28 protein-coding genes are annotated in these 24,045 nt (G+C 50.9%); 7 read left to right on the top strand and 21 right to left on the bottom strand.

Annotation, left to right across the window (positions count from 1 at the left end; genetic code table 11):
• Window positions 1-180 precede the first annotated feature (180 nt).
• Window positions 181-1,056 carry a PhzF family phenazine biosynthesis protein gene (locus tag ACXAF9_RS11900; RefSeq protein ID WP_475074385.1) on the top strand — a complete coding sequence of 292 codons (876 nt, stop codon included), beginning with the start codon at window positions 181-183 and terminating at the stop codon, window positions 1,054-1,056.
• Here the strand turns inward: ACXAF9_RS11900 and ACXAF9_RS11895 are convergent.
• Window positions 1,040-2,101: an NAD(P)H-dependent flavin oxidoreductase gene (locus ACXAF9_RS11895; protein ID WP_475074383.1), complete on the bottom strand. Its 1,062-nt coding sequence runs from the start codon at window positions 2,099-2,101 to the stop codon at window positions 1,040-1,042. The two genes, ACXAF9_RS11900 and ACXAF9_RS11895, sit on opposite strands and share 17 nt — an antisense overlap.
• A 93-nt stretch (window positions 2,102-2,194) precedes the next feature.
• Here ACXAF9_RS11895 and ACXAF9_RS11890 point away from each other — a divergent pair, with 93 nt between their 5' ends.
• The 3 genes from ACXAF9_RS11890 to ACXAF9_RS11880 all read left to right on the top strand — a co-directional run bounded on the left by ACXAF9_RS11890 (window position 2,195) and on the right by ACXAF9_RS11880 (window position 4,132).
• Window positions 2,195-2,917, top strand: coding sequence for an MFS transporter (locus ACXAF9_RS11890; protein WP_475074381.1), 723 nt, complete (start codon window positions 2,195-2,197; stop codon window positions 2,915-2,917).
• A 66-nt stretch (window positions 2,918-2,983) separates the two neighbouring features.
• Window positions 2,984-3,448 (top strand): GyrI-like domain-containing protein, encoded by a 465-nt coding sequence (locus ACXAF9_RS11885; protein WP_475074379.1) that lies wholly within the window; start codon window positions 2,984-2,986, stop codon window positions 3,446-3,448.
• Window positions 3,449-3,511: 63 nt separating this feature from the next.
• On the top strand, window positions 3,512-4,132 hold the full coding sequence (locus tag ACXAF9_RS11880) for a Fic/DOC family protein (RefSeq protein ID WP_475074376.1): 621 nt from the start codon (window positions 3,512-3,514) through the stop codon (window positions 4,130-4,132).
• Window positions 4,133-4,538: 406 nt separating this feature from the next.
• Here the strand turns inward: ACXAF9_RS11880 and ACXAF9_RS11875 are convergent, their stop codons facing one another.
• Both ACXAF9_RS11875 and ACXAF9_RS11870 read right to left on the bottom strand, forming a co-directional pair.
• A complete protein-coding gene (locus ACXAF9_RS11875; protein ID WP_475074374.1) occupies window positions 4,539-5,699 on the bottom strand; it encodes a sterol desaturase family protein in 1,161 nt (386 codons plus the stop codon).
• 91 nt (window positions 5,700-5,790) lie between these two features.
• Window positions 5,791-6,690 (bottom strand): LysR family transcriptional regulator, encoded by a 900-nt coding sequence (locus ACXAF9_RS11870; RefSeq protein WP_475074372.1) that lies wholly within the window; start codon window positions 6,688-6,690, stop codon window positions 5,791-5,793.
• A 130-nt stretch (window positions 6,691-6,820) separates the two neighbouring features.
• Between ACXAF9_RS11870 and ACXAF9_RS11865 the strand changes: the two genes are divergently transcribed.
• Entirely contained in the window at window positions 6,821-7,264 is a 444-nt protein-coding gene (locus ACXAF9_RS11865) for a DoxX family protein (protein ID WP_475074370.1), read from the top strand.
• A gap of 50 nt (window positions 7,265-7,314) precedes the next feature.
• Here the strand turns inward: ACXAF9_RS11865 and ACXAF9_RS11860 are convergent, their stop codons facing one another.
• From ACXAF9_RS11860 to ACXAF9_RS11850, 3 genes are all read right to left on the bottom strand, one after another.
• Window positions 7,315-7,692, bottom strand: a complete 378-nt coding sequence (locus ACXAF9_RS11860) for an EamA family transporter (protein WP_475074368.1) — start codon at window positions 7,690-7,692, stop codon at window positions 7,315-7,317.
• Between the two features lie 173 nt (window positions 7,693-7,865).
• Window positions 7,866-8,765 carry a hypothetical protein gene (locus ACXAF9_RS11855; protein WP_475074366.1) on the bottom strand — a complete coding sequence of 300 codons (900 nt, stop codon included), beginning with the start codon at window positions 8,763-8,765 and terminating at the stop codon, window positions 7,866-7,868.
• Between the two features lie 232 nt (window positions 8,766-8,997).
• Window positions 8,998-9,942 carry a GlxA family transcriptional regulator gene (locus ACXAF9_RS11850; protein ID WP_475074364.1) on the bottom strand — a complete coding sequence of 315 codons (945 nt, stop codon included), beginning with the start codon at window positions 9,940-9,942 and terminating at the stop codon, window positions 8,998-9,000.
• Window positions 9,943-10,033: 91 nt separating this feature from the next.
• Here ACXAF9_RS11850 and ACXAF9_RS11845 point away from each other — a divergent pair, with 91 nt between their 5' ends.
• Window positions 10,034-10,585, top strand: a complete 552-nt coding sequence (locus ACXAF9_RS11845) for a cysteine hydrolase family protein (RefSeq protein WP_475074362.1) — start codon at window positions 10,034-10,036, stop codon at window positions 10,583-10,585.
• A 25-nt stretch (window positions 10,586-10,610) separates the two neighbouring features.
• Here ACXAF9_RS11845 and ACXAF9_RS11840 read toward each other — a convergent pair whose 3' ends face one another.
• From ACXAF9_RS11840 to glmU, 12 genes are all read right to left on the bottom strand, one after another.
• The gene (locus ACXAF9_RS11840) at window positions 10,611-11,624 is read right to left on the bottom strand and encodes a zinc-dependent alcohol dehydrogenase family protein (protein ID WP_475074359.1); all 1,014 of its coding nucleotides are present in this window, start codon (window positions 11,622-11,624) and stop codon (window positions 10,611-10,613) included.
• Window positions 11,625-11,696: 72 nt separating this feature from the next.
• Window positions 11,697-11,849: a hypothetical protein gene (locus ACXAF9_RS11835; RefSeq protein ID WP_475074357.1), complete on the bottom strand. Its 153-nt coding sequence runs from the start codon at window positions 11,847-11,849 to the stop codon at window positions 11,697-11,699.
• 203 nt (window positions 11,850-12,052) lie between these two features.
• Window positions 12,053-12,550, bottom strand: coding sequence for a DMT family transporter (locus tag ACXAF9_RS11830; RefSeq protein WP_475074354.1), 498 nt, complete (start codon window positions 12,548-12,550; stop codon window positions 12,053-12,055).
• Between the two features lies 1 nt (window position 12,551).
• Window positions 12,552-13,004 (bottom strand): GNAT family N-acetyltransferase, encoded by a 453-nt coding sequence (locus tag ACXAF9_RS11825; RefSeq protein ID WP_475074352.1) that lies wholly within the window; start codon window positions 13,002-13,004, stop codon window positions 12,552-12,554.
• A 68-nt stretch (window positions 13,005-13,072) separates the two neighbouring features.
• The gene (locus ACXAF9_RS11820; RefSeq protein WP_475074350.1) at window positions 13,073-13,693 is read right to left on the bottom strand and encodes a trimeric intracellular cation channel family protein; all 621 of its coding nucleotides are present in this window, start codon (window positions 13,691-13,693) and stop codon (window positions 13,073-13,075) included.
• Between the two features lie 14 nt (window positions 13,694-13,707).
• Window positions 13,708-14,049 (bottom strand): hypothetical protein, encoded by a 342-nt coding sequence (locus ACXAF9_RS11815; protein ID WP_475074348.1) that lies wholly within the window; start codon window positions 14,047-14,049, stop codon window positions 13,708-13,710.
• A gap of 4 nt (window positions 14,050-14,053) precedes the next feature.
• Window positions 14,054-14,761, bottom strand: coding sequence for a HupE/UreJ family protein (locus tag ACXAF9_RS11810; RefSeq protein WP_475074346.1), 708 nt, complete (start codon window positions 14,759-14,761; stop codon window positions 14,054-14,056).
• A 546-nt stretch (window positions 14,762-15,307) separates the two neighbouring features.
• Complete coding sequence (locus ACXAF9_RS11805; protein ID WP_475074344.1) at window positions 15,308-15,571, bottom strand: hypothetical protein; 264 nt, start codon at window positions 15,569-15,571, stop codon at window positions 15,308-15,310.
• Between the two features lie 24 nt (window positions 15,572-15,595).
• Window positions 15,596-16,558 (bottom strand): hypothetical protein, encoded by a 963-nt coding sequence (locus ACXAF9_RS11800; protein WP_475074342.1) that lies wholly within the window; start codon window positions 16,556-16,558, stop codon window positions 15,596-15,598.
• A 60-nt stretch (window positions 16,559-16,618) separates the two neighbouring features.
• Window positions 16,619-16,918, bottom strand: coding sequence for a hypothetical protein (locus tag ACXAF9_RS11795; protein ID WP_475074341.1), 300 nt, complete (start codon window positions 16,916-16,918; stop codon window positions 16,619-16,621).
• 171 nt (window positions 16,919-17,089) lie between these two features.
• On the bottom strand, window positions 17,090-18,916 hold the full coding sequence (gene glmS, locus ACXAF9_RS11790) for a glutamine--fructose-6-phosphate transaminase (isomerizing) (RefSeq protein ID WP_475074339.1): 1,827 nt from the start codon (window positions 18,914-18,916) through the stop codon (window positions 17,090-17,092).
• 12 nt (window positions 18,917-18,928) lie between these two features.
• Window positions 18,929-20,299: a bifunctional UDP-N-acetylglucosamine diphosphorylase/glucosamine-1-phosphate N-acetyltransferase GlmU gene (glmU, locus tag ACXAF9_RS11785; protein ID WP_475074337.1), complete on the bottom strand. Its 1,371-nt coding sequence runs from the start codon at window positions 20,297-20,299 to the stop codon at window positions 18,929-18,931.
• A gap of 137 nt (window positions 20,300-20,436) precedes the next feature.
• Here glmU and ACXAF9_RS11780 point away from each other — a divergent pair, with 137 nt between their 5' ends.
• Window positions 20,437-21,177: a TrmB family transcriptional regulator gene (locus ACXAF9_RS11780; protein WP_475074335.1), complete on the top strand. Its 741-nt coding sequence runs from the start codon at window positions 20,437-20,439 to the stop codon at window positions 21,175-21,177.
• 85 nt (window positions 21,178-21,262) lie between these two features.
• Here the strand turns inward: ACXAF9_RS11780 and ACXAF9_RS11775 are convergent, their stop codons facing one another.
• Genes ACXAF9_RS11775 through atpG form a run of 3 tightly spaced genes read right to left on the bottom strand, consistent with a single transcriptional unit; the run spans window position 21,263 to window position 23,991 of the window.
• A complete protein-coding gene (locus tag ACXAF9_RS11775; protein ID WP_475074333.1) occupies window positions 21,263-21,688 on the bottom strand; it encodes a F0F1 ATP synthase subunit epsilon in 426 nt (141 codons plus the stop codon).
• A 31-nt stretch (window positions 21,689-21,719) separates the two neighbouring features.
• Window positions 21,720-23,096: a F0F1 ATP synthase subunit beta gene (gene atpD / locus ACXAF9_RS11770; RefSeq protein ID WP_475074330.1), complete on the bottom strand. Its 1,377-nt coding sequence runs from the start codon at window positions 23,094-23,096 to the stop codon at window positions 21,720-21,722.
• A 31-nt stretch (window positions 23,097-23,127) separates the two neighbouring features.
• Window positions 23,128-23,991 (bottom strand): F0F1 ATP synthase subunit gamma, encoded by an 864-nt coding sequence (gene atpG / locus ACXAF9_RS11765; protein WP_475074328.1) that lies wholly within the window; start codon window positions 23,989-23,991, stop codon window positions 23,128-23,130.
• Between the last annotated feature and the right edge of the window lie 54 nt (window positions 23,992-24,045).

The raw sequence follows: 24,045 nt of genomic DNA, 5'->3' as shown, positions 1-24,045 counted from the left end.
AGAAAATCATAACAAAGTGATCTGTGTACCGGTACACAGCAATCCAAAAGGCAACTGTACCGGTCGCTCTGCCTGCCCTTGATATCTGTCACCCCTCACAAAACGCGCGGCTGTATCTGGTGAGCGGCTCTAAAGCTTCTTACTATGGTGCTTTCATTAATACCGGACTAGGAGCACACCATGCGCGTTGCCTTTCGACAAGTGGATGTCTTTACCGATACACCATTTAAGGGAAACCCCGTTGCGGTGATTATGGATGCACAAGGGCTCTCAACAGAGCAAATGCAGGCCATCGCCAACTGGACGAATCTTTCGGAAACCACTTTTGTACTGCCACCGACTCATCCAGAGGCCGACTACCGTGTGCGCATTTTCACCCCACTCAATGAGCTGCCCTTTGCCGGTCACCCAACATTAGGGACGGCCTGTGCTTTATTGGAAGCGGGGTTAATCAAGCCGACTCAGGGCCAACTGATTCAAGAGAGCGACATCGGCTTAGTCCCGCTGACGGTGATCGAGCAACCGAACACGCCTTACACCCTATCCTTCACCTTACCCAACACGCAGTTCACGCCGCTCAACGAGCACGAGATCAACGACCTTGAAGGGATGCTGGGCTGCGCTGTGGATCGGGACCTTACGCCGATCTTGGTGGATGTCGGTCCAAGATGGATCGTTGCAAAAGCCAAAAATGCCCAAACCGTGCTCGATTGCACGCCGGACTTTGCCACCATGGGGTGCTACCACAAAAGCCAAGATGAAACCGGCGTGTGCCTGTACGGGTATTGGGGGGATGAGTCGGAGCAACGCATCGAAGTCCGCTCCTTTGCGCCGTCGTGCGGAGTGGATGAAGACCCCGTCTGCGGTAGCGGGAATGGCAGTGTTGCCGCCTTTATTCGCCACTACAGCGATCAGCCTTCACTCCTGATCCAATCCACACAAGGCTCGGCCGTCGGACGCAATGGCAAGATCCGCATCGAGATAAGCCCAGAGGCGATCCTGATTGGCGGCCAAGCACTGACCTGTGTTGAAGGCGAGATCACCCTGCCGCGTTAAGCTCAGCCACCAAGGTGTTCATAAGCGCCTCGGCGGGCATGGCTCGTGCCAGTGGCGCACCTTCACCCGCCCAGTGCGCGGCGTAGTCGTGATCCCCCGCTTGTGCAGCCAGAGCGTTCAGCTGCTTTGCGGCATCGTAAGCGCATGGGTAGTCGGCCACAGGCACGCCAGAGGTCTCACCCAAGGTAACCAGACGGTTGACTAAACCACGTGCCGGGCGGCCCGAGATAGCCGTGGTAATCGCTGTAGAGCCTGCGCGGGCGTTTTGTAGGCGTGATCGGTACGCCTCGTTGGCCGAGGACTCGGGGCACAGCACAAACGCGGTGCCTAACTGCGCGGCAACGGCACCTGCGCTCAGCGCTTCGCGGATCGTCGCTCCATCCATGATGCCGCCCGCGGCAATGATCGGTAGGGAAGTTTCGGCCACCAGTTGGCGAATCAGCTCAAAGGTTGGGTGTGCGGGGTCGTTATCCGCTGGATTAAACACCCCGCGATGACCGCCCGCTTCAATGCCTTGAGCAACAATGCCGTCGATACCTGCGCGCTCTATCACATGAGCTTCGGTCAGTGAGGTCGCGGTCGCAAGCGTGATGATGCCTTTGGCTTTAAAGGCCTCGATAACGGAGGCATCGGGCAAGCCAAAATGGAAACTGACCACGGCAGGGGCTTGTTTTAGCAGCATCTCCTGCATTTGAGTGTCATGGATAAAGCTTGGATAGATCTCGTTTAATCGACTCGGCGCCTCGGCACCAAAACGAGCAAATTCCGGTGCCAGTACCGACAACCAAGCACGCTCGCGAAAATCATCCCGAACGGCAGGTTGATGGCAAAAGAGGTTCACATTAAAGGGGTTCGAGGTAAGTGCGCGGGTGGCCTCGATCGCTTGTTCCGCCGCCGACACCGAGCTTGCCCCAAGCCCTAACGAACCTAAACCACCCGCGTTCGAGACGGCTGCGGCTAATGCTGGGGTCGATACACCGGCCATCGGTGCCTGAATAATGGGGTGGGTGATGCGAAGCTGATCAAGAAAAGCGGAGGTGGCCACGGTAGATCTCCTTTAATGATGGATTTCAAATCCCTGTTTAAACACGTACGACAATAACACAGCGAGACGAGTTCCAGGGGTATCTGTTATGCCGTGGGGCTCGGTTTATCCTCCTTTGCGATCACCCCAGGCCAACATCAATGGCTGGAAATTTTAGTCGGCTTTGGGATCGCAGGTACGGGCTTTGGCGTGATCTTAGCGGTGGTGGGGCGTGCGGCGTCTGATAAAAACCGCTCGCTCACCCTAGGGATTGTAACCGCGGCAGGTTCGGCCGGTCAGATTGTTGGCCCACCGATTGTGGCCTTCCTACTGGCCGCGGTCAGCTGGCAAACCACTTTTATCTTTCTGGCGGGTGCAGTCTCGATCGCGTTAATCGGCCTCTTTAACATCGGCGGCACCTTGTTGGCTGGGTGGCTTGGCAATCAGTACTCACGTAAGTACTTGCTTGCCATCATCTACATGCTGCGCACCATTGTCGCGGCACTGTTTATCCTAAACCCAATTACGCCGGAATCGGTCATTCTGTTCTCGATCTCGATGGGCGCGCTGTGGCTTGCTACTGTGCCGCTGACCTCCGGCCTTGTGGCCGAAATCTATGGCCTTCGCTACATGGGCACTTTGTACGGCATCGTGTTCTTCTCGCACCAACTGGGCGGCTTCTTGGGGGTGTGGCTAGGCGGTGTCATGTACGACATCTACAACAACTACACCTTGGTGTGGTGGATTGGCGTAGGGTTTGGGGCGCTCTCGGCGTTTATTCATCTGCCGGTGAAAGAGATGCCATGGCAAAAACGCGCCGAACTCCAAGCGGCGTAATGGTTGTGCAGTGAGGTGCGCCTTGTTATAAGGGTAATACCTCACTGAATATTATGGACAGCCAACATGGACGAGTTAACACCCGAATTGGTCACCGCGCAGGAGAAGCAGATCGTCGCGCTCTCCCGCTCATTTACCCTTGATACACGTGATCAAATCCCTGCCCTTTGGCAAACCTGGTTTGAATCCGATTGGCATCTTAACGAGATTAACGATCAAGCCAGCTACGGTATCTCCTACGCCATGCAAGCCGATGGCACCTTTCACTACGGTGTCGGGTTAAGCGTTTCCACCACCCCTGAAGAGATGCCTGAAGACGCCTGCATCATAACCCTATCCGCTGGAAACTATCTGGTCATTCGCCAACAAGGCCCTGTCAGCGATATTCCACTGGTATTCGATACGCTGTTTGGAGAATGGCTACCAAACTCCGATTACATCATGCGAGATAGCCCCGTTTTCGAGCGTTATCCATTTACCGATTCAACGCCCGATAATATGGCGTATGAGATTTGGGTGCCGGTTGGGTGAATTTAAGTCCAAACATCCCTTTCAAATGAAATAACCAGATGTAACCCATATCAAAAATTAGCCATGACCAAATATGACGTAAATACTGATGAAGATCTGTTCCAACCAGGCTCCGATGGTAATGTCCTTTTAAACTTCCTGAACATCACTGATAAGGAAGAGATGGAAGAAACAGAGACAGGGTTGTTATACAAGCTTTATGAGAAAGTGTTTACTTCGGATGAACTCCCCTCTGGAGCGTTCACGTTCGCAGATATTGCTGAATGGCATAGATTGTGGCTTGGAAACGTCTATTCTTGGGCGGGCAAAATACGAAGCGTTTCAATGAGCAAAGCAGGCTTCCCATTTATGGCCCCTTTACAGATACAAAGGCATATCGACACGTTCGAAACATCGTATTTAGTGCCGTTCAATAAAATGACTGAAACGGAAACCGATAAAGAAGAGTTCATCAGCTTATTGGCTGAGAGCCATGTGGAATTTATCCTGATACACCCATTTAGGGAGGGAAACGGGCGGATAAGTCGCTTACTTTTAGATTACATGAGCCAAGAGGCTGGCTACGGATTGTTGGACTATAGCCTTTGGGATACACACAAAGACTATTATTTTCGTTCGATTCAGGCGGGCCTAAACGGCGATTACGAGCATATGAGGAGACTCGTACGAGATATCATTAAATAGCTAAGGTCACGGAAGCATGTTTCGAACTGTTAGACTTTAGCTGTTTTTCGATCGAATCAACTGACTTGTCCGTTTCAATAGCTGAAGAGCTAGCAACAGAGCGATAAATTTTAGCCTTTGTCACTTTTTTTTTCTGGGTCTTCATCATTGAAATCCTACTCTACAAACGAGGTTTATAAGGTTCATCTTAGTCCGCCTCAACGGCTTTTTCAATGGATGCGTAACGTTGGAGCATCAACGAGATTTTAACCAAATTAGATCAATGTTACTGGATACCGAAACAACATTAATACCTGATACTGATATCCAGTCATACGCAACTAAAATAGGATGGGTGCTCAATGCCAGATAGAGTACTCAGACTGGGCACCTTAGCGTTTTAAGGTGCCCTTTTAGGTTCTAAAGTCTAATCTCGGCGGCTTTTCCAGCGCTTATGGTTTGCACTCAGTGGATACCAAAGCTGTCCCCACACCGAACGTGGCAAACGCACTGTTGTGCCAAACTCGGCGGGCCAGTGTTCTTTTGGCATATGATAAGTACCAAATAAGCGGTCAAACAGCACCGTGTGCGCACCATAGTTGGTATCGATGGCGGGCTTTTCAGAGCTGTGATGCCAGTGGTGAAACTGAGGTGTCACCAGCACGTATTTGATCGGCCCAAACGGAATCGACAAGTTACAGTGGATTAGCACTGCTTGAAGCGCAGCAAACGCCACATAGATGTTAAGCGCCGCTTCGTCTGCTCCAAGGAGATAAAGCGGGATCATCACCATGGCCCGTTCTGAGAACACCTGAACAAAGTGCCCGCGTGAGCCTGCCAGCCAGTCCATGTCCTCGACCGAGTGATGCACGGCGTGAATCGGCCACAGCGTGTGCACCTCGTGATACATGCGATGCTCCCAGTACAGCACAAAATCCGCACATAGGATGATCAAGACCACCTGCAACCAGATCGGCATCGAGCGCACGGCCTCTTGAACCGTCGGGCTGATCGCCCAATCAAAGTGGCTGGCGTGATAGTTGGCAAAGATCAAAATCGCCGAGATTGCTAAGTGATTGAAACAGAAATAGAACAGATCCACCTGCCACTCTGGGCGCAAAATGATCTGATCTTTGTATTTGGGGAACAGCTTTTCCAGCGTCATAAAGATGATAGCAGAGCCTAAAAACGCAAGGATCAGCCAATCCACCCCCAACGACAGCTCGCGAGGCTCTACATCCCCCACGGGGATTTGATACCCGCCAAGTGCAAAAGCAACCAAGGTTAAACCGATCCCCACCAAGCCACAGCGCTTGTAGAAGGAGCGGTTCAGCACAAAGGTAAGAAAGCCAAACAACAGTGAGGCGTACATGCCGTACTTCAAGACACTTTGCAGCTGCACGCCATCGTACGCTTGACGAAGCTCGGTGGTGGTCAGGTAAGAGGGGTACAGATACGCCAGTACCGCCATAACGCTCATGACCCCAAGGGAAACCGACAGGTAGGCGCTGATTCGGCCTTCGCCCAACCGAAACTCTTTGGTGGGGTCTTTGACCACTTCGCGTGGTTTGTAAATATGCTCACTCATGGAAAATCCGTTAGTCCTTTAAACACTCATGATCGTAGGGTCTATTCTACTCAGCTTAGGCGCTACAGGCGAAACTTACCTTATAACGCCGCTACTTTTTCAAACCCCAATCGCATTGGCACAGCCGCTCGATAAACCAATCAAACGCGCGCCCTTGCTGGCCTTTGTGCCAAGCGATGTACAGCTCATGGTTTACCCGCGGCACTGAGCACGCTTTTTGGATGAGCGCCCCTTGCTCCAAGTAAGGCTGTGCCAGATGCGTTGGTAAAAAACCCACCCCTAAGCCTTGAAGCTGCGCGTTGATCTTGGACTCCATGTTATTCACACGGATCACCTGCTTACTGTGAAACAAGCCACTGTTGCGCGAGGGTAAGATTTGCGAGGTATCCGAGACCACGACCGATGGGTAGCGGCTTAGCAGCTCGCCGTCGATCTCCCCGCTAATGTTGGCTAAGGGATGACTCGGCGCAACGGCAAACACAAAGGTCAGCATGCCGATTCGGTGGGTGTTAAAAAGTCCTTTGGGCAACTCGCTGGTGACACCGATGGCGATGTCTGCTCGGCGGCTGTGCAACGCATCCCAACCGCCACCGAGCGCCTCCACGCCCAAGGAGACATCGACTGTGTGATCCAATGTGTGAAACGCTCGGATTAATTCAAAAATCGGCTGTTCAGAGATCACCGTATCGCGCGCGATGCGAATCTCGCTCTCCCACCCGGATTCAAGCTGCTTTACCGAATCCATCAAGCGATGAGCCGATAGGAGAATCTCCCGACCGTGCTCCAACACCAAGCGACCCGCTGGCGTTAAGACCGCCCGTTGTTTAGAGCGATCGAACAGCGCAACGCCCATCTCCTCCTCGAGTTTTTTGATCGTATAGGTCAACGCCGAAGGCACTTTGAACAAAGACTCCGCCGCGGCCGCAAAGCTGCCTTTTTTATCGATCGCATCGAGCGCGCGAAGCGCCTCCATATTGATGGATGAGTGCATGTTCATACCTGTTCAAATATTTTGAACTAATGTATCAAATTGTTCCGATTTTTTCTCGTTTTTTGGGGCAGTACACTGCTCTCATTCCCTGAAGGACACGCCTTCAGACACAGAACAACGAGGACACATCATGACCAAGCTACTTCGCACTTTGATCCAATCCAACGCCGGTTTCGCAACGCTGGCACTGCGCATCCCGGTGGGCATTATCTTTATGGCGCACGGCTCACAAAAGCTGTTCGGCTGGTTTGGCGGCTATGGATTAGAAGGCACAGGACAATGGATGGCCTCCATCGGTATTGAGCCTGGCTACCTAATGGCGCTGTTGGCCGGTAGCGGTGAGTTCTTTGGTGGTTTATTCCTGTTGCTGGGGCTTCTGACCCGCGGCGCGGCGTTGGTTACTGCATTCACTATGCTGGTTGCAATCTTAACCGTACACATCGGTAACGGCTTATTTATGGCCAACAACGGTTACGAATTCGGCTTAGCCCTACTGGCCGCGAGCGTTTCTCTGCTGATCAGCGGCTCGGGTAAAGCGGCTTTGGATAATGCTCTGGTGAAAAAGCTTTCATAATTGACATTTATAATTAGGCAGAGGGTTCCTGGCTCTGCCTACGAGATCTTTTATTTCCGCCAGAAATGATAGGCCATATCGATAAAACTTCTGAGCTTCGGCGTCATGAGTTCCATCAAGAGCAATACACTGGTCGTGCTGGCTGGCACCATGGATTGTCCCCAAAACACCACCCCGTAAAACAACACACCAATGCCCACCCCTGCAATCAGCGAGCTTTTCAGGGCAGACTTGCAAAGCAGCTCGCGCCATTCACCTCGGACCGTTAACAGAGCGGCAAAAAACAACGCGGTTACACAAGCACTGAACGCGGCACAGAACAAAATGGGGATAAAGAGATAGGCTTGTTTGGACACAATGGGCACTAACCCCCACAGGGTGGCCGCTCCAAACATGTACACCTCCCCCAATCGATCTTTTGCGATCATGCTAAACCTCACAGCTTACGATGCACCCAACAGCACTTGATGGATTACGACTCGACTAGCATGCCGTTTAAGCGAGAGAGGTTAAATCACAAAATACTTATGATGGGTTTAGTGATTCGGAAAGTGAGAAAAGAGATAGGCCCCACAAGAGTAATGAAGGGCCTTTTGGCGTGTTAGTAGAGGTAGATTACCCACTCGCCATTAACCGTGTTAAGGCTGTGGCCGTTCTTTCTGGTTGGGTAATTAGGGTCTTTAACGTATTCATACCTCGCCTGATACTCATCACCTTGACGAGAGAGGATCAAATCACCCTGATCAAAGTAAGAGAGTTCCTCAGCTATGGACGCCGTGTACGACTCATAACTGTATGGTTTTCTCTCCTCTGGAGTCTGTTTTTTACGAAGTTCATTTGATTCAGGAGATAACGTTACAGCGTATTTTGCCTCTTGATCATCACCGCTCAAGATGGCCTGGAACTTAGCCACTGACGCCTTAAGTTCCACCATAGGCTTAAAGTTACTCATGTTGTACTTGCTGCAGTCACCCGTAGCCTTAAGCGCTCGCTCGCGGCCCTCTAATGGGGTATTAAACTGCGGGGCTTTTGGCCAAGAGAACTCTCCGCGCTCCTTCATTTGGCACAACATAGCCATGCTTTCTTGAAGGCAGGATTGATCATTCAGGGTAAGACACGCTTCTGTTTGCACAACATAATAAGGCATCAGATGGACATACACTTGCGGATGTTTAGAACCATCACTGACCCGAGAGATTAAATCGTCAGCTTGATCACGCACCTCTTCTGGACTCATCGTCGGTACAGCCATCAGGAAGGCGCGCTCTAAAACGACACCCATTTGAGCCGGCATTCCAAAAGTTGGCTCTATCAGTTTCACCTCTTTTTCGGTCGTATTTAGAAATTCAATCAGGTTTTTGTAGGCACAGGCGTAATCTTCACCTTTATAGCAGCTTTTAAAACCATCAAGTAACTGCTTGTCATCTGCGACAGCCGAGGGTGCTGCGGTTGCTAATCCAACTAAGACCGCTGGTAGAAGGTATTTTTTGAAATCAATCATGATTCGTCCTTGTAACTGCGTTAACACTGATTTCAACTAAATGAAGAGACTGGCAGTGAATTTACACAACCTTTGATCGACCTTTCATCCATGAAATCAACCAGAGCGACTATTTTAATAGTTTGAGCATTAATCCCTCTATACATGTATTCCTTTAATTAGCTCATTAATCGTGAATCCCCCTCATCACAACCTGAAGAATTAGCTTATCTGTGTCCCCATTGATCACCATCTAGCGACCGTTCCGATCCCGATATTGACTTGGGGTAAGCCCGGTTTGTTTTTGGAACATGCGGCGAAACGCGCTGACATCTTCGTACCCGACCTGCCAAGCGATGCGATCGACCGTGGTTGTGGTGTTTTCGAGCCATTCGCGCGCTTTGTGCGCCCGCTGTTGGGCCACGTATTCGGTGGGGCTGATGCCGGTCGCTTTTTGGAAACGGCGTAAAAAGGTGCGCTCGGTCAGGGCCGCTTCGCTGGCCAGACGCTCGATACTTAAGGCGCTGGCAAACTCACGATGAATGTAGTGCTGTACCTGTAAAATCGCCTTATCGCTGTGGCTCATCACCGGTGCAAAACCGCGGTAGTAGCGCTGCTCGCGTGTGCCGGTGTCCACCAGCATAAATCGCCCTAACGCTTGTACAACCGACGGCGGCACGTAGCGCCCCATCAGATGCAGCCCCAGATCCACCCAAGACATCACGCCACCGGCTGTAACTAAGTCCGGGTCAGCCACCAAAAGCGCGTCGATATCGAGTTTGATGGATGGGTGATGCGCTCTAAAGAGGGCTTCTAACTGCCAATGTGTGGTCGCTGTGCGCCCCTTTAACATCCCCGCTTGGGCCAGCAAAAAAGCTCCTGCACATGCTGAGCTGATCACAGCCCCTTGTTGATACCACGCCCTCAGCGCATCGCACACCGCTGCCTGAGGCTCAAGATACGCTTGCCCCTCTAGCACAGGGGGCACGACCACTAACTGCGGCTTGGCATCCTCATCCAAACAACACAAACCCGACTGCTCCAACGACCAGCGTGCAACGTTAAAAGTGATACAAGCTTTGGGTTGCATCTCTTGGATGATGCGATTCGCACTTTGAAAGAGATCCATCAATCCGTACACGGCCGATTGAGCCGTGCCCGGAATGATCACTATGGCAATGGATACCGATTGGGTCATGTCAGTTTTTACCCGATGAATGTCATTTACGCCACCTCACACAGCGTAACAGGACTGATAGCATCATCCCACCATTTAAGAGGATACCAACATGAGCAAAACCGCCTTATTGATCATCGATATGCAAAACGACTACTTCCCAAACGGCGCATTCACGCTGAACGGCATTGAAGCGGCAGCCACAAACGCCCGTTATGTGCTGGATCGTTTTCGTGAGCAAGCCAACACCATCGTGCATGTTCGGCACGAGTTTGCCTCAAGCGAGGCGCCTTTCTTTGTGCCTGACAGCAAGGGTGCCAAGATCCATGAAACCCTATGGCCACAAGAGGGCGAGCACCAGGTGCTCAAACATGAAGTAAACAGCTTTAAAGGGACTGATCTGCACGCCCTTTTGCAGAAGGAAGGCATCACTCATCTTGTGATTGTGGGTGCGATGAGTCATATCTGCATCGACGCCGTTACCCGAGCGGCGGCCGACTTAGGTTACAGCAACACCGTGCTTCACGATGCGTGTGCAACGCTCGATGTCTCGTTTAACGGTGTTACCGTCCCTGCCGCACACGTGCACGCCACCATCATGGCGGCGCTTGAGTTCGCTTATGCCGATGTGATCAGCACAGACGCGTTTTTACAGGGGCAGTAACCCCAACAACATCGTGGCTTGAGCGTTACCAAGTCACGGTGACTTTGCCAAAATGTGCGCCACTTTGTTGATAGATAAAAGCTTCGGCCAGATCTTCAAAACGGAACGCCTTATCGATCACAGGGCGCACATTGTTCTGCTCCAACGCGGTGACATAATCGATCTGTTGTTGGCGACTGCCCACCAGCAAGCCTTGTAAACGCACCTGTTTAAACATAAGCGCTGCCGTCGGTAGCGCGCCTTCAAACCCAGTTAACACCCCGATCAACGAGATCTGACCACCCGCTGCCACAGCAACAGCGGATTGCTCCAACGTACCAGGTCCACCCACTTCAATGATGTGCTTTGCACCGATGTCATCGGTTAGTGCCAACACTTGCTCGGCCCAGTTAGGCGTTGTTTTGTAGTTGATCAGCTCATCGGCACCCAGTGCTTTCAGTTTGGCAAGCTTCTCATCAGATGAAGAGGTCGCGATCACACGCGCACCCATCATTTTGGCAATCTGAAGCGCCGCAATCGACACACCACCAGTGCCCATTGTCACGATGGTATCGCCCGCTTTGATCTGACCATCCCCGACCAACGCACGCCATGCGGTAAGGCCTGCGGTGGTGATGGTTGCGGCTTCTTCGGCACTCCACCCTTTAGGGGCACGGGTAAAAGCACAGACGGGTCGAGTCACGCGCTCAGCCGCCATGCCTTCGGCACCATCGCCAGGCGTGTGGCCAAAGTTACTCACGGCCGCGGTAACAGGGCCATCTTGCCACTGCGGGAAAAAGGCCGACACCACCGAATCCCCAACCTTGAACTCGCTAACGCCCTCGCCCACCGCTTCGACCACACCGGCACCGTCCGAGAGCAAGACTCGGTTATCTTCCGTGGGTAAAACACCTTGTGCGACTAACAAGTCATGATAGTTTAAGGAGCCTGCCAAAATGCGCACGGTGATTGCACCGGCCTTAGGTGCTGGCGCATCAGCGATGTCACTGACGTGGATGTTTTCAAGCCCAGCTGGGGCTTTGAGAGTCATAGCTTTCATAACGGGTCCCTTCGATGCTGTTTTTGTTCAGTGTAGGGCGATGGGAAACCAAAATATACAGTACGAAATGCGTTAGAGAGCTGATCGAAAGTAGTGTCCCCATGGCATCAGTGGAATCACAATCAACAGCACGCCCACGATCGTCAGCGCATCCGGCAACTCATCAAACCATAAAAAACCAAACAAGGTTACGAAGATCAGACCTGAGTTCTCCGCCACGGACACGCGGCCAGGCTCTGCGCTGTGCTGTGCTGTGATAGGCCTTAAACGCCAACCCGTTGTACAGCAAAATACACAGGGCGCTGGCGACAATAAAACTCAGATTCAAGGCGGATAACGGCTGCCAGTTGAAGATGGCTAAAGCACCCGATACCGGCAAACTGAGCACCGAGGTCCAAAACAAAGTCGCCACAACTGCCTGCCCCTGTTTAAAGAAACGCCCCGTCACATGAAACAGCGCTAAACAAAGCGCAGGTGCCCAATGCAAAAAAAGCCGCCCAGTGAAACGTAGAGGGCCGCAACACCACGAGCACCCCAGCAAAACCCAGCCCACTCATCAAGATGTGGCGCAGCGATAAACGCTCTTTCAAAAGAACAGCCGAGAGCGGCAACACCAATAAAGGCGCGATGTAGAACACCGCATTGGCGGTGGTCAGCGGTAAGTAGGTGATCGCCACAAGCATGCAACCACTGCCCATCAAAATCAGATGGGCTCTAAGCAGGTTCCACCCCAAAGGAGCCACCCCGCGCTCGACCCGAGGGAGTCGCCACCAAAAGGGCCATAATAGACACACGGACAAAAGCTGGCGAAGAAACACATATTGAAACGAGGAGATCTCGCCATTAAGCCCTTTGACCGCGACATCTGACAAGGAGGCCACCAAGTTGCCAACCACCAGCAGAAGGATCGCAGTTTGGGTGCTCATTTTACTTGGTCAGCTTCATATCGATATGAGCGATGTCATCTTCTAGGTACATATCGGAGGTTTGCACAAATCCGTGCTGCTGATAAAACGCCGATAGATGCTGCTGCGCGCCGATCTCGATCGACTCACCCGGCCATAACGCTTCGCACTGCCGAATCGCCTCCTGCATCAATTGATGCCCAAGCCCACCACCACGGGCGCTCTTTTTCGTGACAACCCGACCAATGCTGGCCGAAGGAAAACTCACACCTGCAGGCAGCAATCGAACGCTCGCCACCAGCGTGTCATCGTTGAACCCCAATAAGTGATATACCCCTGGTTGATGGTCTTTATCATCCAGTTCTGGGTATGGACAAGTTTGTTCGACAACGAACACATCCACACGAAGCTTAAGCAGATCGTACAGCTGACGAGTACTGAGCTGATCAAACGATAAACGCTGCCAACGGATCATCAAGGTTCCTTAGAGAAGAGATGAAATCGGCTTCATACAATCGCCTTAATAAATCAAAGCCAGATCCATCATTTATAAAGGTTCGGCAGCTTAATCTTAAACCGGATTGCTAACGCCCTTAACAAGAACCCCACACAGAAACCGCCGATCAAGCTGTAGCTCGATGGCAGATGCAAACTATCGAGTATCAAATACACACTGGAACCGGCCAGCGCCGTGGTGATGTAAAGCTCGTCGTTCATCAGTGTTAGGTTGCTTCGGCACAAGACATCCCGTGCTATCCCACCAAAGGTGGCGGTGATGACGCCCAAGCAGACAGCAATCAAAGGCGGCGCACCAAAATTGAGAGTCACCTCGGTTCCCACCACCGCAAACAGGGCGAGCCCCACCGCATCCATCCAAATCAAGGCCCGTGAAAGCGACTTCAACATTGGGGTCACAAAGTAAGTAATGGCTGAGGCTAACAAGCAGATGGTGAGCCAAATAGGCTCTCGAATCCAAAACACCGGCAAATTACCTAAGACCACATCCCGAAGCGTACCGCCACCGATGCCAGTCACTGTGCCGATGAGCATAAAACCCAGGATATCCATACGTTGCCGAGCGGCATCAAGCGCACCGGATATAGCAAAGACCGCCACAGCGGTCAGGCCCATGATGTTGATAACAGCAGTAATATCGAAGTTCATTTAGTCGGTAGGCCTTACAGCATATGAGGGTTTTGATATTGGCCTTTGAATGATAGTCGAATTTGTATTACTTGATCCGTGTCATTTCGAAAATACCAACCGTGACTGCCTTCAAAGGGAGCAATGAAGCTGCCTTTCATCTCAGCAACGGTAGTAATCGTGTAGCTTTTAAAGTAACCCGTGGTATCGCCTTTAGGTTCGCCGTGCATATCAACATACACAGCCGCTCCGTTGGTCGCCCATTCGTAATCAACTTGATCGCCCTCCGCCATGGTCACCAACAATACCAACCCAACCACCACAGCACCGGCCGTGGCTTTCCATAAACTTGAAGCTGAAATCTGTTCTGTTGTCATTGTGTTAACCCGCGAAATAACCTGTTAATTGAAAACCTGTAAGCATCACACCGCACGCCATCAAGCCCGCATTGGTAATGGTCGCAAAACGTTTAAACGATGAAGAGTGCCGCCATGCCGCAATTAAAATCAAAACAACCGCCAATGCTGCAAACTGCCCAAGCTCAACACCGATATTGAAGGCGATTAGATTGGTCAGAAGTCCCTCTTCGGGGATGTGAAACTCTTGTAATTTAGTAGCCAAGCCAAAACCGTGGAACAGACCAAAAATCAGCACCATCGCCTTTGTGTTCGGCTGAAAGCCCAGTAAGCGTTTGAAGCCGCCTAAGTTATCAAACCCTTTATAAAAGACCGAAAGACCGATGATTGCATCAATCAAATAGGCGTTTACTTGAATGTTCGCCAATACACCGGTCATCAAGGTGATGCTGTGGCCCAGCGTGAACAAACTGACGTACAGAAGTACATCCTTGCTTCTGAACAAAAAGAAAACGACCCCGACTAAGAAGAGTATATGGTCGTAGCCTGTAATCATGTGTTTTGCACCAATGTACAAAAATGGGACAAATTGCACGCCCGTATTCATCTGAAGAAAGCTACGGGTATTGTCATCTACGCCGTGGGCAAGTGCGGTACCGGTGAGACAGCACATCGCCACGACAAGCAAAAACCCTCTTAGATGATTGGGGCTTGGGGTATTTAAATAACGCATTAATCACCTGTTGATTATCGATCCATCAAACATGTCATCCGACTCGAATAAACTTGGCCGATGAATGGAAAAATCGCAATGCGTCATTAGGACAGATCAGGATGATCATCCGTCTAACGGGTGGGGCTCTAAAACACAAAAGGCCCGCAATGGGCCTTTGGAGGTTTCTATTGTGGGCCGACAATTAAGTTTGATATAAATCGAACCAATTTACAGGCCTGTAGAGCACCTCTAAAGAGTAAAGTTTGATATTTTTTGCCCTAATCTAGCCTCGAAGCACTCCCTTGCCCGACAATTAAGTTTGATATTTTTCATCTGAGGCGCGTTAAATGCTTAAAAGCGTTTAGGTTTTCTTCATGTGCTGAGTAAGAAATATAGTACCAACAAGCGGAGACGCAGAGAAAACGAATTATTAAGATATGTACGAGTATCTGTCGGGCTGGACGGAATACCTAAGAAATGGGCAGCCGCTTGGACATTAGGAGTGCAGATCACTTCAAGATGAATTCAACGCAATTGGGGGTACTGATAGAAGCCCCCCCTCAGTTAAACCTTAACTAATTGCCACTCTCCACATTGAGCCTCAGCTTGTGATAGTGAAACAACATCCCTAGTCTCAAAAGCACGAAGATCATGATTTGCTTTCTGGTTAAGCATTTTTCTTTCACCTGAAATGGTTAAGGTTTGCTTCACTTCACCATCAAGCACTACTTTGAATTTTTCCCCGACGTAACTGGCTCTTGGCTCATTTACTGTACATGCCAAAATTGTCGTACCATCAGACAATTCAAATTTTTCTAATATGTTCATTTTCATCTCTTTAGTGACCTCTCTTTACAAACCTTTATCTCTGAGAGTCTGTAATATTTGTACGTCCTCATCACCTAAACCAAGCATCTTTTGATGCCTGATCATAAAGTCTTTCACATGAGTTTCCGCACTTCCCAAACCGCTTGTGCCTAACCGGTCAACAATTCCGAGCTTCGACTGTGTTCCATGTAAAAACTCTTCCAAAAGAGCAGCTTTACTTGGATTTGACCTAAGTAAAATATGGGTATTGTTTGCACCACCGACTGATGCCTCCGCACCAAAGAAGTCTAACATCCGGAGTTCATCAGAGCCCTGTTGCGCAAAGACAACATCGCGCTTTTTAGATACTGCGGATATCAACTCCTCTGTTGCAGGCTCAACGCCCATCAATTCGCTGGGGCTACGCATATTAATAGTATTTTTGGATGATGCACCAACTTTTGGCAGCTTAGTGAGAACGCCGGCGCCCACCCCAGCAATCAAATTAGCTCCAACTTCCGCTTCATTTAACTCGAATAGCGGATCAATTTCATAAGGGTTTGAATTACGGAATCCTTCTGTATCCGTACCCAGCACAGAATCAGATAGCAAAGAATAACCATCAGCTACTGTCTTAACCCCTTTAGTAGCTGCGTTAAAGGCCTCTGGACCAAAGTTAGCAACTCCCTTTGCAAGACCACTCACTCCTTCCTCTGGGTTATGTATCAAAGCGTCTACACTTTGCCCAATGCCATGTCCGACATCAGCCAGCGCTCCCATGGTCTTGCTACCTAAATACTTAGGAAACCCTAACAAACCTCCTTCTTCTACGGCATCGTCTGCCATCCCTTCCCAATAGTCCTGAGCAGAGGCTTGGGCTTCTTTTAGGGCTGCAACATTAGGAGATTTATTAACAAACCCAACAAAGTCGGAAGTAACTTTTGGCTTTTCCGCCACCTTAGCCGTTTCAAGCGGTATTGGATACTGATCCTCTAATAGAGCTTTCACTTCTGCAAAGTAGTCTTGCTCTTGGCGAATATTCTCTTTTCTAGGTTGGCCCAGTAAATGTCAAACTTTAAACTCCAAAAGAGAGGGCAAGAAGTTAAGAACCGTTCCTTTGGAATCAACTGCGTAGTGTTGAGCTTCGCTAACCAATACAGTAATTCTACCCTCTTCTAGGTCGCTAGCGCGTACGTAAGGGAAATCAATAGAATGCGTTTTGAACTGTTCGTGTGAGTGAGAAGAGGCAAAATCGCGATGATCAGATACACCGTATCGTTGGCGCAGAGCCTGAATCGCCTTTCTTGGATGCATGATATAGGGCACATCACGCACCACAAGCTGTGTAGTACGTTTGATTTTTAGCATTACTCTATCCTTGAGTTAACGCATTAATACTATGTGTAAAAGAAAACCCTTACAAGAGGCCCATTAACCCAGCAGTGTCATCCATGAAATTTCACCTCCTGCTTCATTATAGTGAAACAGGAGGTGAAGAGATCAAATGATCATATCACCTTATAAATTAAGGCTTTACCATCACTCAACCGTAACAGACTTGGCTAAGTTACGAGGCTGATCCACATCTGTACCCTTCAAGACGGCCACATGATACGACAGCAACTGAAGCGGTACGGTATACACAATCGGCTCAAGGATCGCCGGAATCGGCGGCATACCCAGTACATGAACGGTGTCGGACGGCTTCACCTGCTCGATGCAGCCGGCAAACACGAACAACTCACCGCCACGCGCGCTGACTTCCTGCAGGTTGGCTTTTAGCTTATCCAGCATGTCATTGCGTGGTGCGACCGTGACCACCGGCATGTCTTTATCCACCAGCGCCAAAGGGCCGTGTTTGAGCTCACCCGCAGGGTAAGCTTCGGCGTGGATGTAGGAGATCTCTTTGAGTTTGAGCGCCCCTTCCATCGCAACTGGGTACAGAGTGCCGCGACCTAGGAACAGCGAGTGGTGCTTTTCGGCAAAGCGCTGTGCCAGTTGTTCCACCGCACCGTCCATGGCGATGCAACGCTCGATCAGGGATGGAAGCTCCGCTAACTGGCCTATAATCTCGCGCTCTTTCTCTTCGGTCATGGTAAAACGGCGACCAATCACTAAGGTGGTCAGCAACAAAGCGACCAACTGAGTCGTGAAGGCTTTGGTAGAGGCTACACCAATCTCTGGGCCTGCGTTGGTCAGCAGGTGAAGATCGGATTCGCGTACCAAGGAGCTGCTCATCACATTACAGATGGTCAGGCTTGCAAGGATCTGATCTTGTACATCGCGAAGCGCCGCTAAGGTGTCGGCGGTTTCACCCGATTGCGACACAGAGATAAACAAGGTTCCGTCTTGGATCACCACTGGGCGGTAGCGATACTCGCTGGCCACCTCGACCTGACACGGAATACCCGCAAGGCCTTCCATCCAGTATTTGGCGATCATACCGGCGTGGTAACTGGTACCGCAGGCGATGATCTGAACTTGTTTGACCTGATCAAAGATCGCCTTCGCCTGCTCACCAAAGGCGGATTCATCGACCAAACCGTTTTGGATACGACTTTCAAACGCCGCCAAGGTAACAGCCGGTTGCTCGTAGATCTCTTTGAGCATGTAGTGCTTAAAGCCGCCTTTGTCTGCTGCGGTAACGCTGTGCTCAAAACGGCTCACCGCGCGCTCGACGCTTTGACCGGCTTTATCCCAGATCTGAACCGCGTCACGCGTAAGATGCGCGATGTCACCCTCATCCAAAAAGATGAATCGATCGGTTACCGGCAAGAGCGCCAACTGGTCAGAGGCGATAAAGTGCTCACCAATGCCCACGCCGATCACCAACGGGCTGCCTTTACGCGCTGCGATCAGCTCGCCGGGGTAGTTCGCATGCATTACGCCCAATGCGAATGCACCATCGAGATCGCCCACAACCGCTTTCACCGCACCGGTCAAATCCTTACCTTGCTTCATGGCACGATCGATCAAATGCGCGATGACCTCGGTGTCCGTCTCAGACGTAAACACATAGCCATCGTTGATCAAGGCCTGCTTAAGGGACTCAAAGTTCTCGATGATGCCGTTGTGTACGACAGCGACCACACGTCCCGACATGTGCGGGTGTGCATTGTGTTCAGAGGGCTTACCGTGCGTTGCCCAGCGAGTGTGAGCAATACCGCAATTCCCGGGGAGGCCCTGCTCATCATACGCATCGGCAAGGGCTTGGACCTTACCGGCACGACGCAAACGGTCGATCTCATTCCCCGTCCAGACCGCCATGCCCGCCGAATCATACCCGCGGTACTCTAAACGGCGTAAGCCTTCCAATAGGATTCCGGCAACCGAGCGCTCAGCCGTTGCACCAACAATTCCACACATCCGTTAAACTCCTTAACTGTCCTTAGTCTGCTTAACCGGACGCTGCCAGCCATTAAGCGTAATTTGCTTGCCACGCGCGACGCTCAACACGTCCTCTGGCACGGATTTGGTGATGGTTGAACCGGCCCCCACGGTAGCGCCTTTTCCAATCGACACTGGGGCAACCAAGGCACTGTTCGAGCCGATAAAGGCATCATCACCAATCTCGGTCTTAAATTTGTTTACGCCATCGTAGTTGCAAGTGATGGTACCCGCGCCGATGTTGGCATTCTGACCAACGTGCGCATCGCCAATGTAGCTTAGGTGATTCACCTTGGAGCCTTCACCAATGATCGCTTTTTTCGTTTCGACAAAGTTACCGATCTTGGCTTTGTTGGATAGCTCAGTACCCGGGCGTAAACGCGCAAAGGGGCCGACATCGCAGTGTTCGCCCACCACGCACGACTCCAACACGCTGTTGGCTTTAATGCGGCTGTGATCGCCAATCACGGCATCTTTGATCACGCAATTCGGTTCAATAACCACATGACGACCGATCTTCACTGTGCCTTCCAACACCACGTTCACATCGATGATCACATCGCCTTCTAATTCAACCTGGCCGCGCACATCAACACGCGCCGGGTCAGCTAAGGTTGCGCCATTCACCATCAGCTGCTCGGCTTGCTGCGCCTGATACCAGCGCTCGAGTTGCGCTAACTGAACACGGTTGTTCACGCCCTGCACTTCCTGCTCGCAGGATGGGTGCTGTGCATCGATACGCACGCCCTGATCCGCCGCCATCGCAATGATGTCTGTGAGGTAGTATTCGCCTTGAGCATTGTTTGATGAAAGCTTAGGCAACCATTCACGCAACAACGCGGTCGGGACCGCCATGATCCCGGTGTTGACTTCGTTGATCGCCTTTTGCGCGTCACTCGCATCTTTTTGCTCGACAATCGCAACCACTTCGTCGTTTTCACGCACAATGCGGCCGTAGCCGGTTGGGTCGGTCAGGTGAACCGTTAATAGCCCCAAAAAGCCCTGCTTCGCCGATTCAATCAGCGCCGCTAACGTGGCTGGTTGGGTTAAAGGAACATCACCGTACAGAATCAAGGTCACGCCCGACTCCGCAAGGTTTGGTAGGGCTTGAGCCACCGCATGGCCTGTCCCTAATTGCTCAGTTTGATGAGCAAACTGAACCGATTGCCCCTCTAGGGCCGCTTGTAACTGATCTGCGCCGTGACCGATCACCACATGTATCTGGGTGGCATCCACTTGGCGGGCGTGATCAATTACATGTTTGATCATCGGCTTTCCTCCCACTGCGTGTAACACTTTAGGCAGTCGGGATTTCATACGGCTTCCTTGTCCAGCCGCGAGAATCACAATATCCGTTGTCATAAAGATCCTGTCGTACAAAAAAGAGTCAACACCCTTCTTGGGCGTTCTTATTACGCGATGCTAAAGCAAGCAGCCTGAGATACAATAGTTTTTGTCATTAATAAATTGACAAACTTATCGATCATTAAAGGCGACCTATGAAACTCGGTGCACTGCTTAACTTGGGCCTCGACCCAAAAGAGATCCAAATCTACCAAGCGTTACTGAGTTTAGGGCCAAGCCCCATTCGAACCATCGCCGAGCAAGCTAAGATCAACCGAGGCACCACTTACGAGTGTTTAAAGACGCTCTTGGGTAAAGGCTTGGTCACGTATCTCCCGAAAGGAAAACGGCGCTTATTCAGCCCAAGAGACCCATCTGCCTTGCTTCAACTGGCCGAGCAGAAACAACTTGAGCTGGATCAGACACTGCAGCAACTTAAGAGTCATATTATCCCTGAGTTAAACCATCTCAAGCCTGAACTGAGCACCGCCAATGTGCAATTTTATGAAGGGGATGATGGGATAGGCTTTGTCCTTCGCGATATTTTGAGCAGCGTGTCCGAACAATCCGAGAAAAGCTATTCGGTGTTCTCATCCCGCCCGGTGCGCTCACACCTGTATCGGCCATTCCCGAACTACACCGCACAGCGCATTGCCCGCGGGATTGCCGTAAAAGTGATCGCGATTGGTGAAGGGGGTGAAGATGCCGCACTGTCAGAACGTAAGTGGATTAAAACTCAGGACAAAGCCGATGCCGCTTACATTGCGATTTACCCACCTAAAGTTGCGATCATCTCGCTTGCCAATAACAACTATCCAACGGCGGTGGTGATCGAGTCCAACGAGGTGGCCAGCGCTCAGCAGATCATCTTTGATACGCTCTGGGGCGTGTTGTAGCCATTTGAACGCTAGAAACAGGCATAAAAAAAGCAGCCCGAAGGCTGCTTTTCTCGTGTTGTGTAACACATCACGACGTCAGGTATTAACGATTCAGTTTGCGACGGATTTCGTTGATAGTACGCAGTTGAGCAGCAGCTTCTGCCAACTGAGCAGTCGCGCGGCTGTAATCCAGCTCGCTCTGCTTATCTGCCATCGCTTCCTGAGCGTGCTTCTGTGCTTCCGATGCCGCAGCTTCATCCAGATCAGCACCGTGAAGTGCTGTGTCAGCCAAGATCGTAACCTTATGTGGCTGAACTTCTAGAAAACCGCCAGAAACATAGAAGATGTCCTGCTCGCCGCCCTGCTTACGCAATTCGACAGGGCCTGGTTTCAGTTCCGTTAGAAGCGGAGCGTGACCTGGGTATACACCCAAGTCACCCAGGCTACCTGTTGCGGATACGAACTCAATAAGACCTGAGAAGATCTCTTCTTCGGCACTTACGATGTCGCAATGAACAGTCATAGCCATGTTGTTTACCTCTTGGTTCTAAACCAGCCGATTACATCTTCTTGGCTTTTTCGATCGCTTCGTCGATACCGCCAACCATGTAGAACGCTTGTTCTGGCAGGTCGTCGTAGTCGCCGTTCAGGATACCTTGGAAACCACGGATGGTTTCTTTCAGTGGAACGTACTTACCAGGTGCACCGGTGAAGACTTCCGCTACGAAGAATGGCTGAGACAAGAAACGCTGGATCTTACGAGCACGTGTTACGACTTGCTTATCTTCATCAGACAGCTCGTCCATACCCAAGATTGCGATGATGTCTTTCAGCTCTTTGTAACGCTGCAGAACGCCTTGAACATTACGAGCGATTTCGTAGTGTTCTTGACCGATCACCAGTGGATCCAGCTGACGTGAAGTTGAATCCAGTGGGTCGATCGCAGGGTAGATACCCAGCTCAGCGATCTGACGAGACAGTACAACGGTCGCGTCCAAGTGAGAGAAGGTGGTTGCTGGCGATGGGTCAGTCAAGTCATCCGCAGGTACGTATACCGCTTGGATCGACGTGATCGAACCTGTTTTAGTCGAAGTGATACGCTCTTGAAGAACGCCCATCTCTTCCGCCAGTGTTGGCTGGTAACCTACCGCAGAAGGCATACGACCCAACAGTGCTGATACCTCTGTACCCGCCAGTGTGTAACGGTAGATGTTATCAACGAACAGCAGTACGTCACGGCCTTCATCACGGAATTTTTCCGCCATGGTCAGACCTGTCAGTGCTACACGCAGACGGTTACCTGGTGGCTCGTTCATCTGACCGTATACCAGAGATACTTTGTCCAATACGTTGGACTCTTTCATCTCGTAGTAGAAGTCGTTACCTTCACGAGTACGCTCACCAACACCTGCGAAAACCGAGAAACCAGAGTGCTCGATCGCGATGTTACGGATCAGCTCCATCATGTTTACGGTTTTACCTACACCCGCACCACCGAACAGACCTACTTTACCACCCTTAGCGAATGGGCAAACCAAGTCGATTACTTTGATACCGGTTTCCAGCAGTTCGTTAGACGCTGCTTGCTCGTCGTAGCTAGGCGCTTTACGGTGAATAGGCATACGCTCTTCTTCACCGATTGGGCCCGCTTCGTCGATTGGGTTACCCAACACGTCCATGATACGACCCAGTGTTGCTGTACCTACAGGTACAGAAACAGGCGCACCTGTGTTAGTTACTTCTAAACCACGGCTCAGACCTTCGGTCTGACCCATTGCGATCGCACGTACAACACCGTCACCCAGCTGTTGCTGAACTTCCAGCGTCAGACCGGCTTTATTAACGGTCAGCGCGTCGTAAATCTTCGGTACGGTGTCACGTGGGAATTCCACGTCGACGACTGCGCCGATAATCTGAACAATTTGTCCGCTACTCATGTTCGGATCCTCTTAATTTATCCCGTTCCGCTTAAACAGCCGCTGCACCTGCTACGATCTCAGAAATCTCCTGAGTGATCGCAGCCTGACGAGCTTTGTTGTAAACCATTTGAAGCTCATCAATAAGGTCACCCGCGTTGTCGGTCGCATTCTTCATCGCCAACATACGCGCGGCCTGTTCACAGGCGTTATTCTCAACCACTGCTTGATACACCTGAGACTCGACGTAACGCTTCAGGAGCGATTCTAAAAGATCTTTCGCTTCTGGCTCGTAGATGTAGTCCCAATGGTGATTCAGCAGCTCATCGTCGTCTTCTGCCTTCAGTGGAAGCACTTGTTCAACAAAGGGCTTCTGCGTCATTGTGTTCACAAACTCGTTACCCACAATGTACAGACGATCCAATTTACCTTCGCTATAAGCATCCAGCATGACCTTTACAGAACCGATCAGGTCAACGACTTCTGGAGTATCCCCCAGCTGGCCTTTTGCTGCTACAACGTTACCGCCGTAGTTTTTAAAGAAGGTAATCGCTTTCGCGCCGAGAGCACAAACATCAATCTCGACATCACGACTGTTGAACTCTTTCATGCTTTGAAGCGTGTGCTTGAACACGTTAACGTTCAAACCACCACACAGACCACGGTCACTGGTTACAACAATGTAACCAACTCGTTTGATCTCGCGTTCTTGCATGTAAAGATGCTTGTATTCAGGATTGGCTTTCGCCAAGTGCTGAATAACGCCACGGATACTGCGAGCGTACGGGCGGGAAGACTGCATGCGATCTTGCGCACGACGCATTTTACTAGCAGCAACCATTTCCATTGCGCTGGTAATTTTGCGTGTGCTGGTAATGCTCGCAATTTGCGTCTTAATCTCTTTTCCGACTGCCATAGTTCCGCCTATTTACCTTGACTCAGTTAAGGCCCGCGACTGCAGGCCTCACAC

This window comes from Neptunomonas sp. ABH4_499, from assembly GCF_056160565.1.
The sequence above is the reverse complement of the archived record's forward strand: the minus strand, read 5'-3'. Positions and strand labels throughout refer to the sequence as shown.

What these genes read in the sequence shown, in the direction of transcription:
- ACXAF9_RS11900 (WP_475074385.1), top strand. Translation starts at nt 181, where the DNA reads ATGCGCGTTGCCTTTCGACAAGTGGATGTCTTTACCGATACACCATTT.
- ACXAF9_RS11885 (WP_475074379.1), top strand. Translation starts at nt 2,984, where the DNA reads ATGGACGAGTTAACACCCGAATTGGTCACCGCGCAGGAGAAGCAGATC.
- ACXAF9_RS11880 (WP_475074376.1), top strand. Translation starts at nt 3,512, where the DNA reads ATGACCAAATATGACGTAAATACTGATGAAGATCTGTTCCAACCAGGC.
- ACXAF9_RS11875 (WP_475074374.1), bottom strand. Translation starts at nt 5,699, where the DNA reads ATGAGTGAGCATATTTACAAACCACGCGAAGTGGTCAAAGACCCCACC.
- ACXAF9_RS11870 (WP_475074372.1), bottom strand. Translation starts at nt 6,690, where the DNA reads ATGCACTCATCCATCAATATGGAGGCGCTTCGCGCGCTCGATGCGATC.
- ACXAF9_RS11865 (WP_475074370.1), top strand. Translation starts at nt 6,821, where the DNA reads ATGACCAAGCTACTTCGCACTTTGATCCAATCCAACGCCGGTTTCGCA.
- ACXAF9_RS11860 (WP_475074368.1), bottom strand. Translation starts at nt 7,692, where the DNA reads ATGATCGCAAAAGATCGATTGGGGGAGGTGTACATGTTTGGAGCGGCC.
- ACXAF9_RS11855 (WP_475074366.1), bottom strand. Translation starts at nt 8,765, where the DNA reads ATGATTGATTTCAAAAAATACCTTCTACCAGCGGTCTTAGTTGGATTA.
- ACXAF9_RS11850 (WP_475074364.1), bottom strand. Translation starts at nt 9,942, where the DNA reads ATGACCCAATCGGTATCCATTGCCATAGTGATCATTCCGGGCACGGCT.
- ACXAF9_RS11845 (WP_475074362.1), top strand. Translation starts at nt 10,034, where the DNA reads ATGAGCAAAACCGCCTTATTGATCATCGATATGCAAAACGACTACTTC.
- ACXAF9_RS11840 (WP_475074359.1), bottom strand. Translation starts at nt 11,624, where the DNA reads ATGAAAGCTATGACTCTCAAAGCCCCAGCTGGGCTTGAAAACATCCAC.
- ACXAF9_RS11830 (WP_475074354.1), bottom strand. Translation starts at nt 12,550, where the DNA reads ATGAGCACCCAAACTGCGATCCTTCTGCTGGTGGTTGGCAACTTGGTG.
- ACXAF9_RS11825 (WP_475074352.1), bottom strand. Translation starts at nt 13,004, where the DNA reads ATGATCCGTTGGCAGCGTTTATCGTTTGATCAGCTCAGTACTCGTCAG.
- ACXAF9_RS11820 (WP_475074350.1), bottom strand. Translation starts at nt 13,693, where the DNA reads ATGAACTTCGATATTACTGCTGTTATCAACATCATGGGCCTGACCGCT.
- ACXAF9_RS11815 (WP_475074348.1), bottom strand. Translation starts at nt 14,049, where the DNA reads ATGACAACAGAACAGATTTCAGCTTCAAGTTTATGGAAAGCCACGGCC.
- ACXAF9_RS11810 (WP_475074346.1), bottom strand. Translation starts at nt 14,761, where the DNA reads ATGCGTTATTTAAATACCCCAAGCCCCAATCATCTAAGAGGGTTTTTG.
- ACXAF9_RS11805 (WP_475074344.1), bottom strand. Translation starts at nt 15,571, where the DNA reads ATGAACATATTAGAAAAATTTGAATTGTCTGATGGTACGACAATTTTG.
- ACXAF9_RS11795 (WP_475074341.1), bottom strand. Translation starts at nt 16,918, where the DNA reads ATGCTAAAAATCAAACGTACTACACAGCTTGTGGTGCGTGATGTGCCC.
- glmS (WP_475074339.1), bottom strand. Translation starts at nt 18,916, where the DNA reads ATGTGTGGAATTGTTGGTGCAACGGCTGAGCGCTCGGTTGCCGGAATC.
- glmU (WP_475074337.1), bottom strand. Translation starts at nt 20,299, where the DNA reads ATGACAACGGATATTGTGATTCTCGCGGCTGGACAAGGAAGCCGTATG.
- ACXAF9_RS11780 (WP_475074335.1), top strand. Translation starts at nt 20,437, where the DNA reads ATGAAACTCGGTGCACTGCTTAACTTGGGCCTCGACCCAAAAGAGATC.
- ACXAF9_RS11775 (WP_475074333.1), bottom strand. Translation starts at nt 21,688, where the DNA reads ATGGCTATGACTGTTCATTGCGACATCGTAAGTGCCGAAGAAGAGATC.
- atpD (WP_475074330.1), bottom strand. Translation starts at nt 23,096, where the DNA reads ATGAGTAGCGGACAAATTGTTCAGATTATCGGCGCAGTCGTCGACGTG.
- atpG (WP_475074328.1), bottom strand. Translation starts at nt 23,991, where the DNA reads ATGGCAGTCGGAAAAGAGATTAAGACGCAAATTGCGAGCATTACCAGC.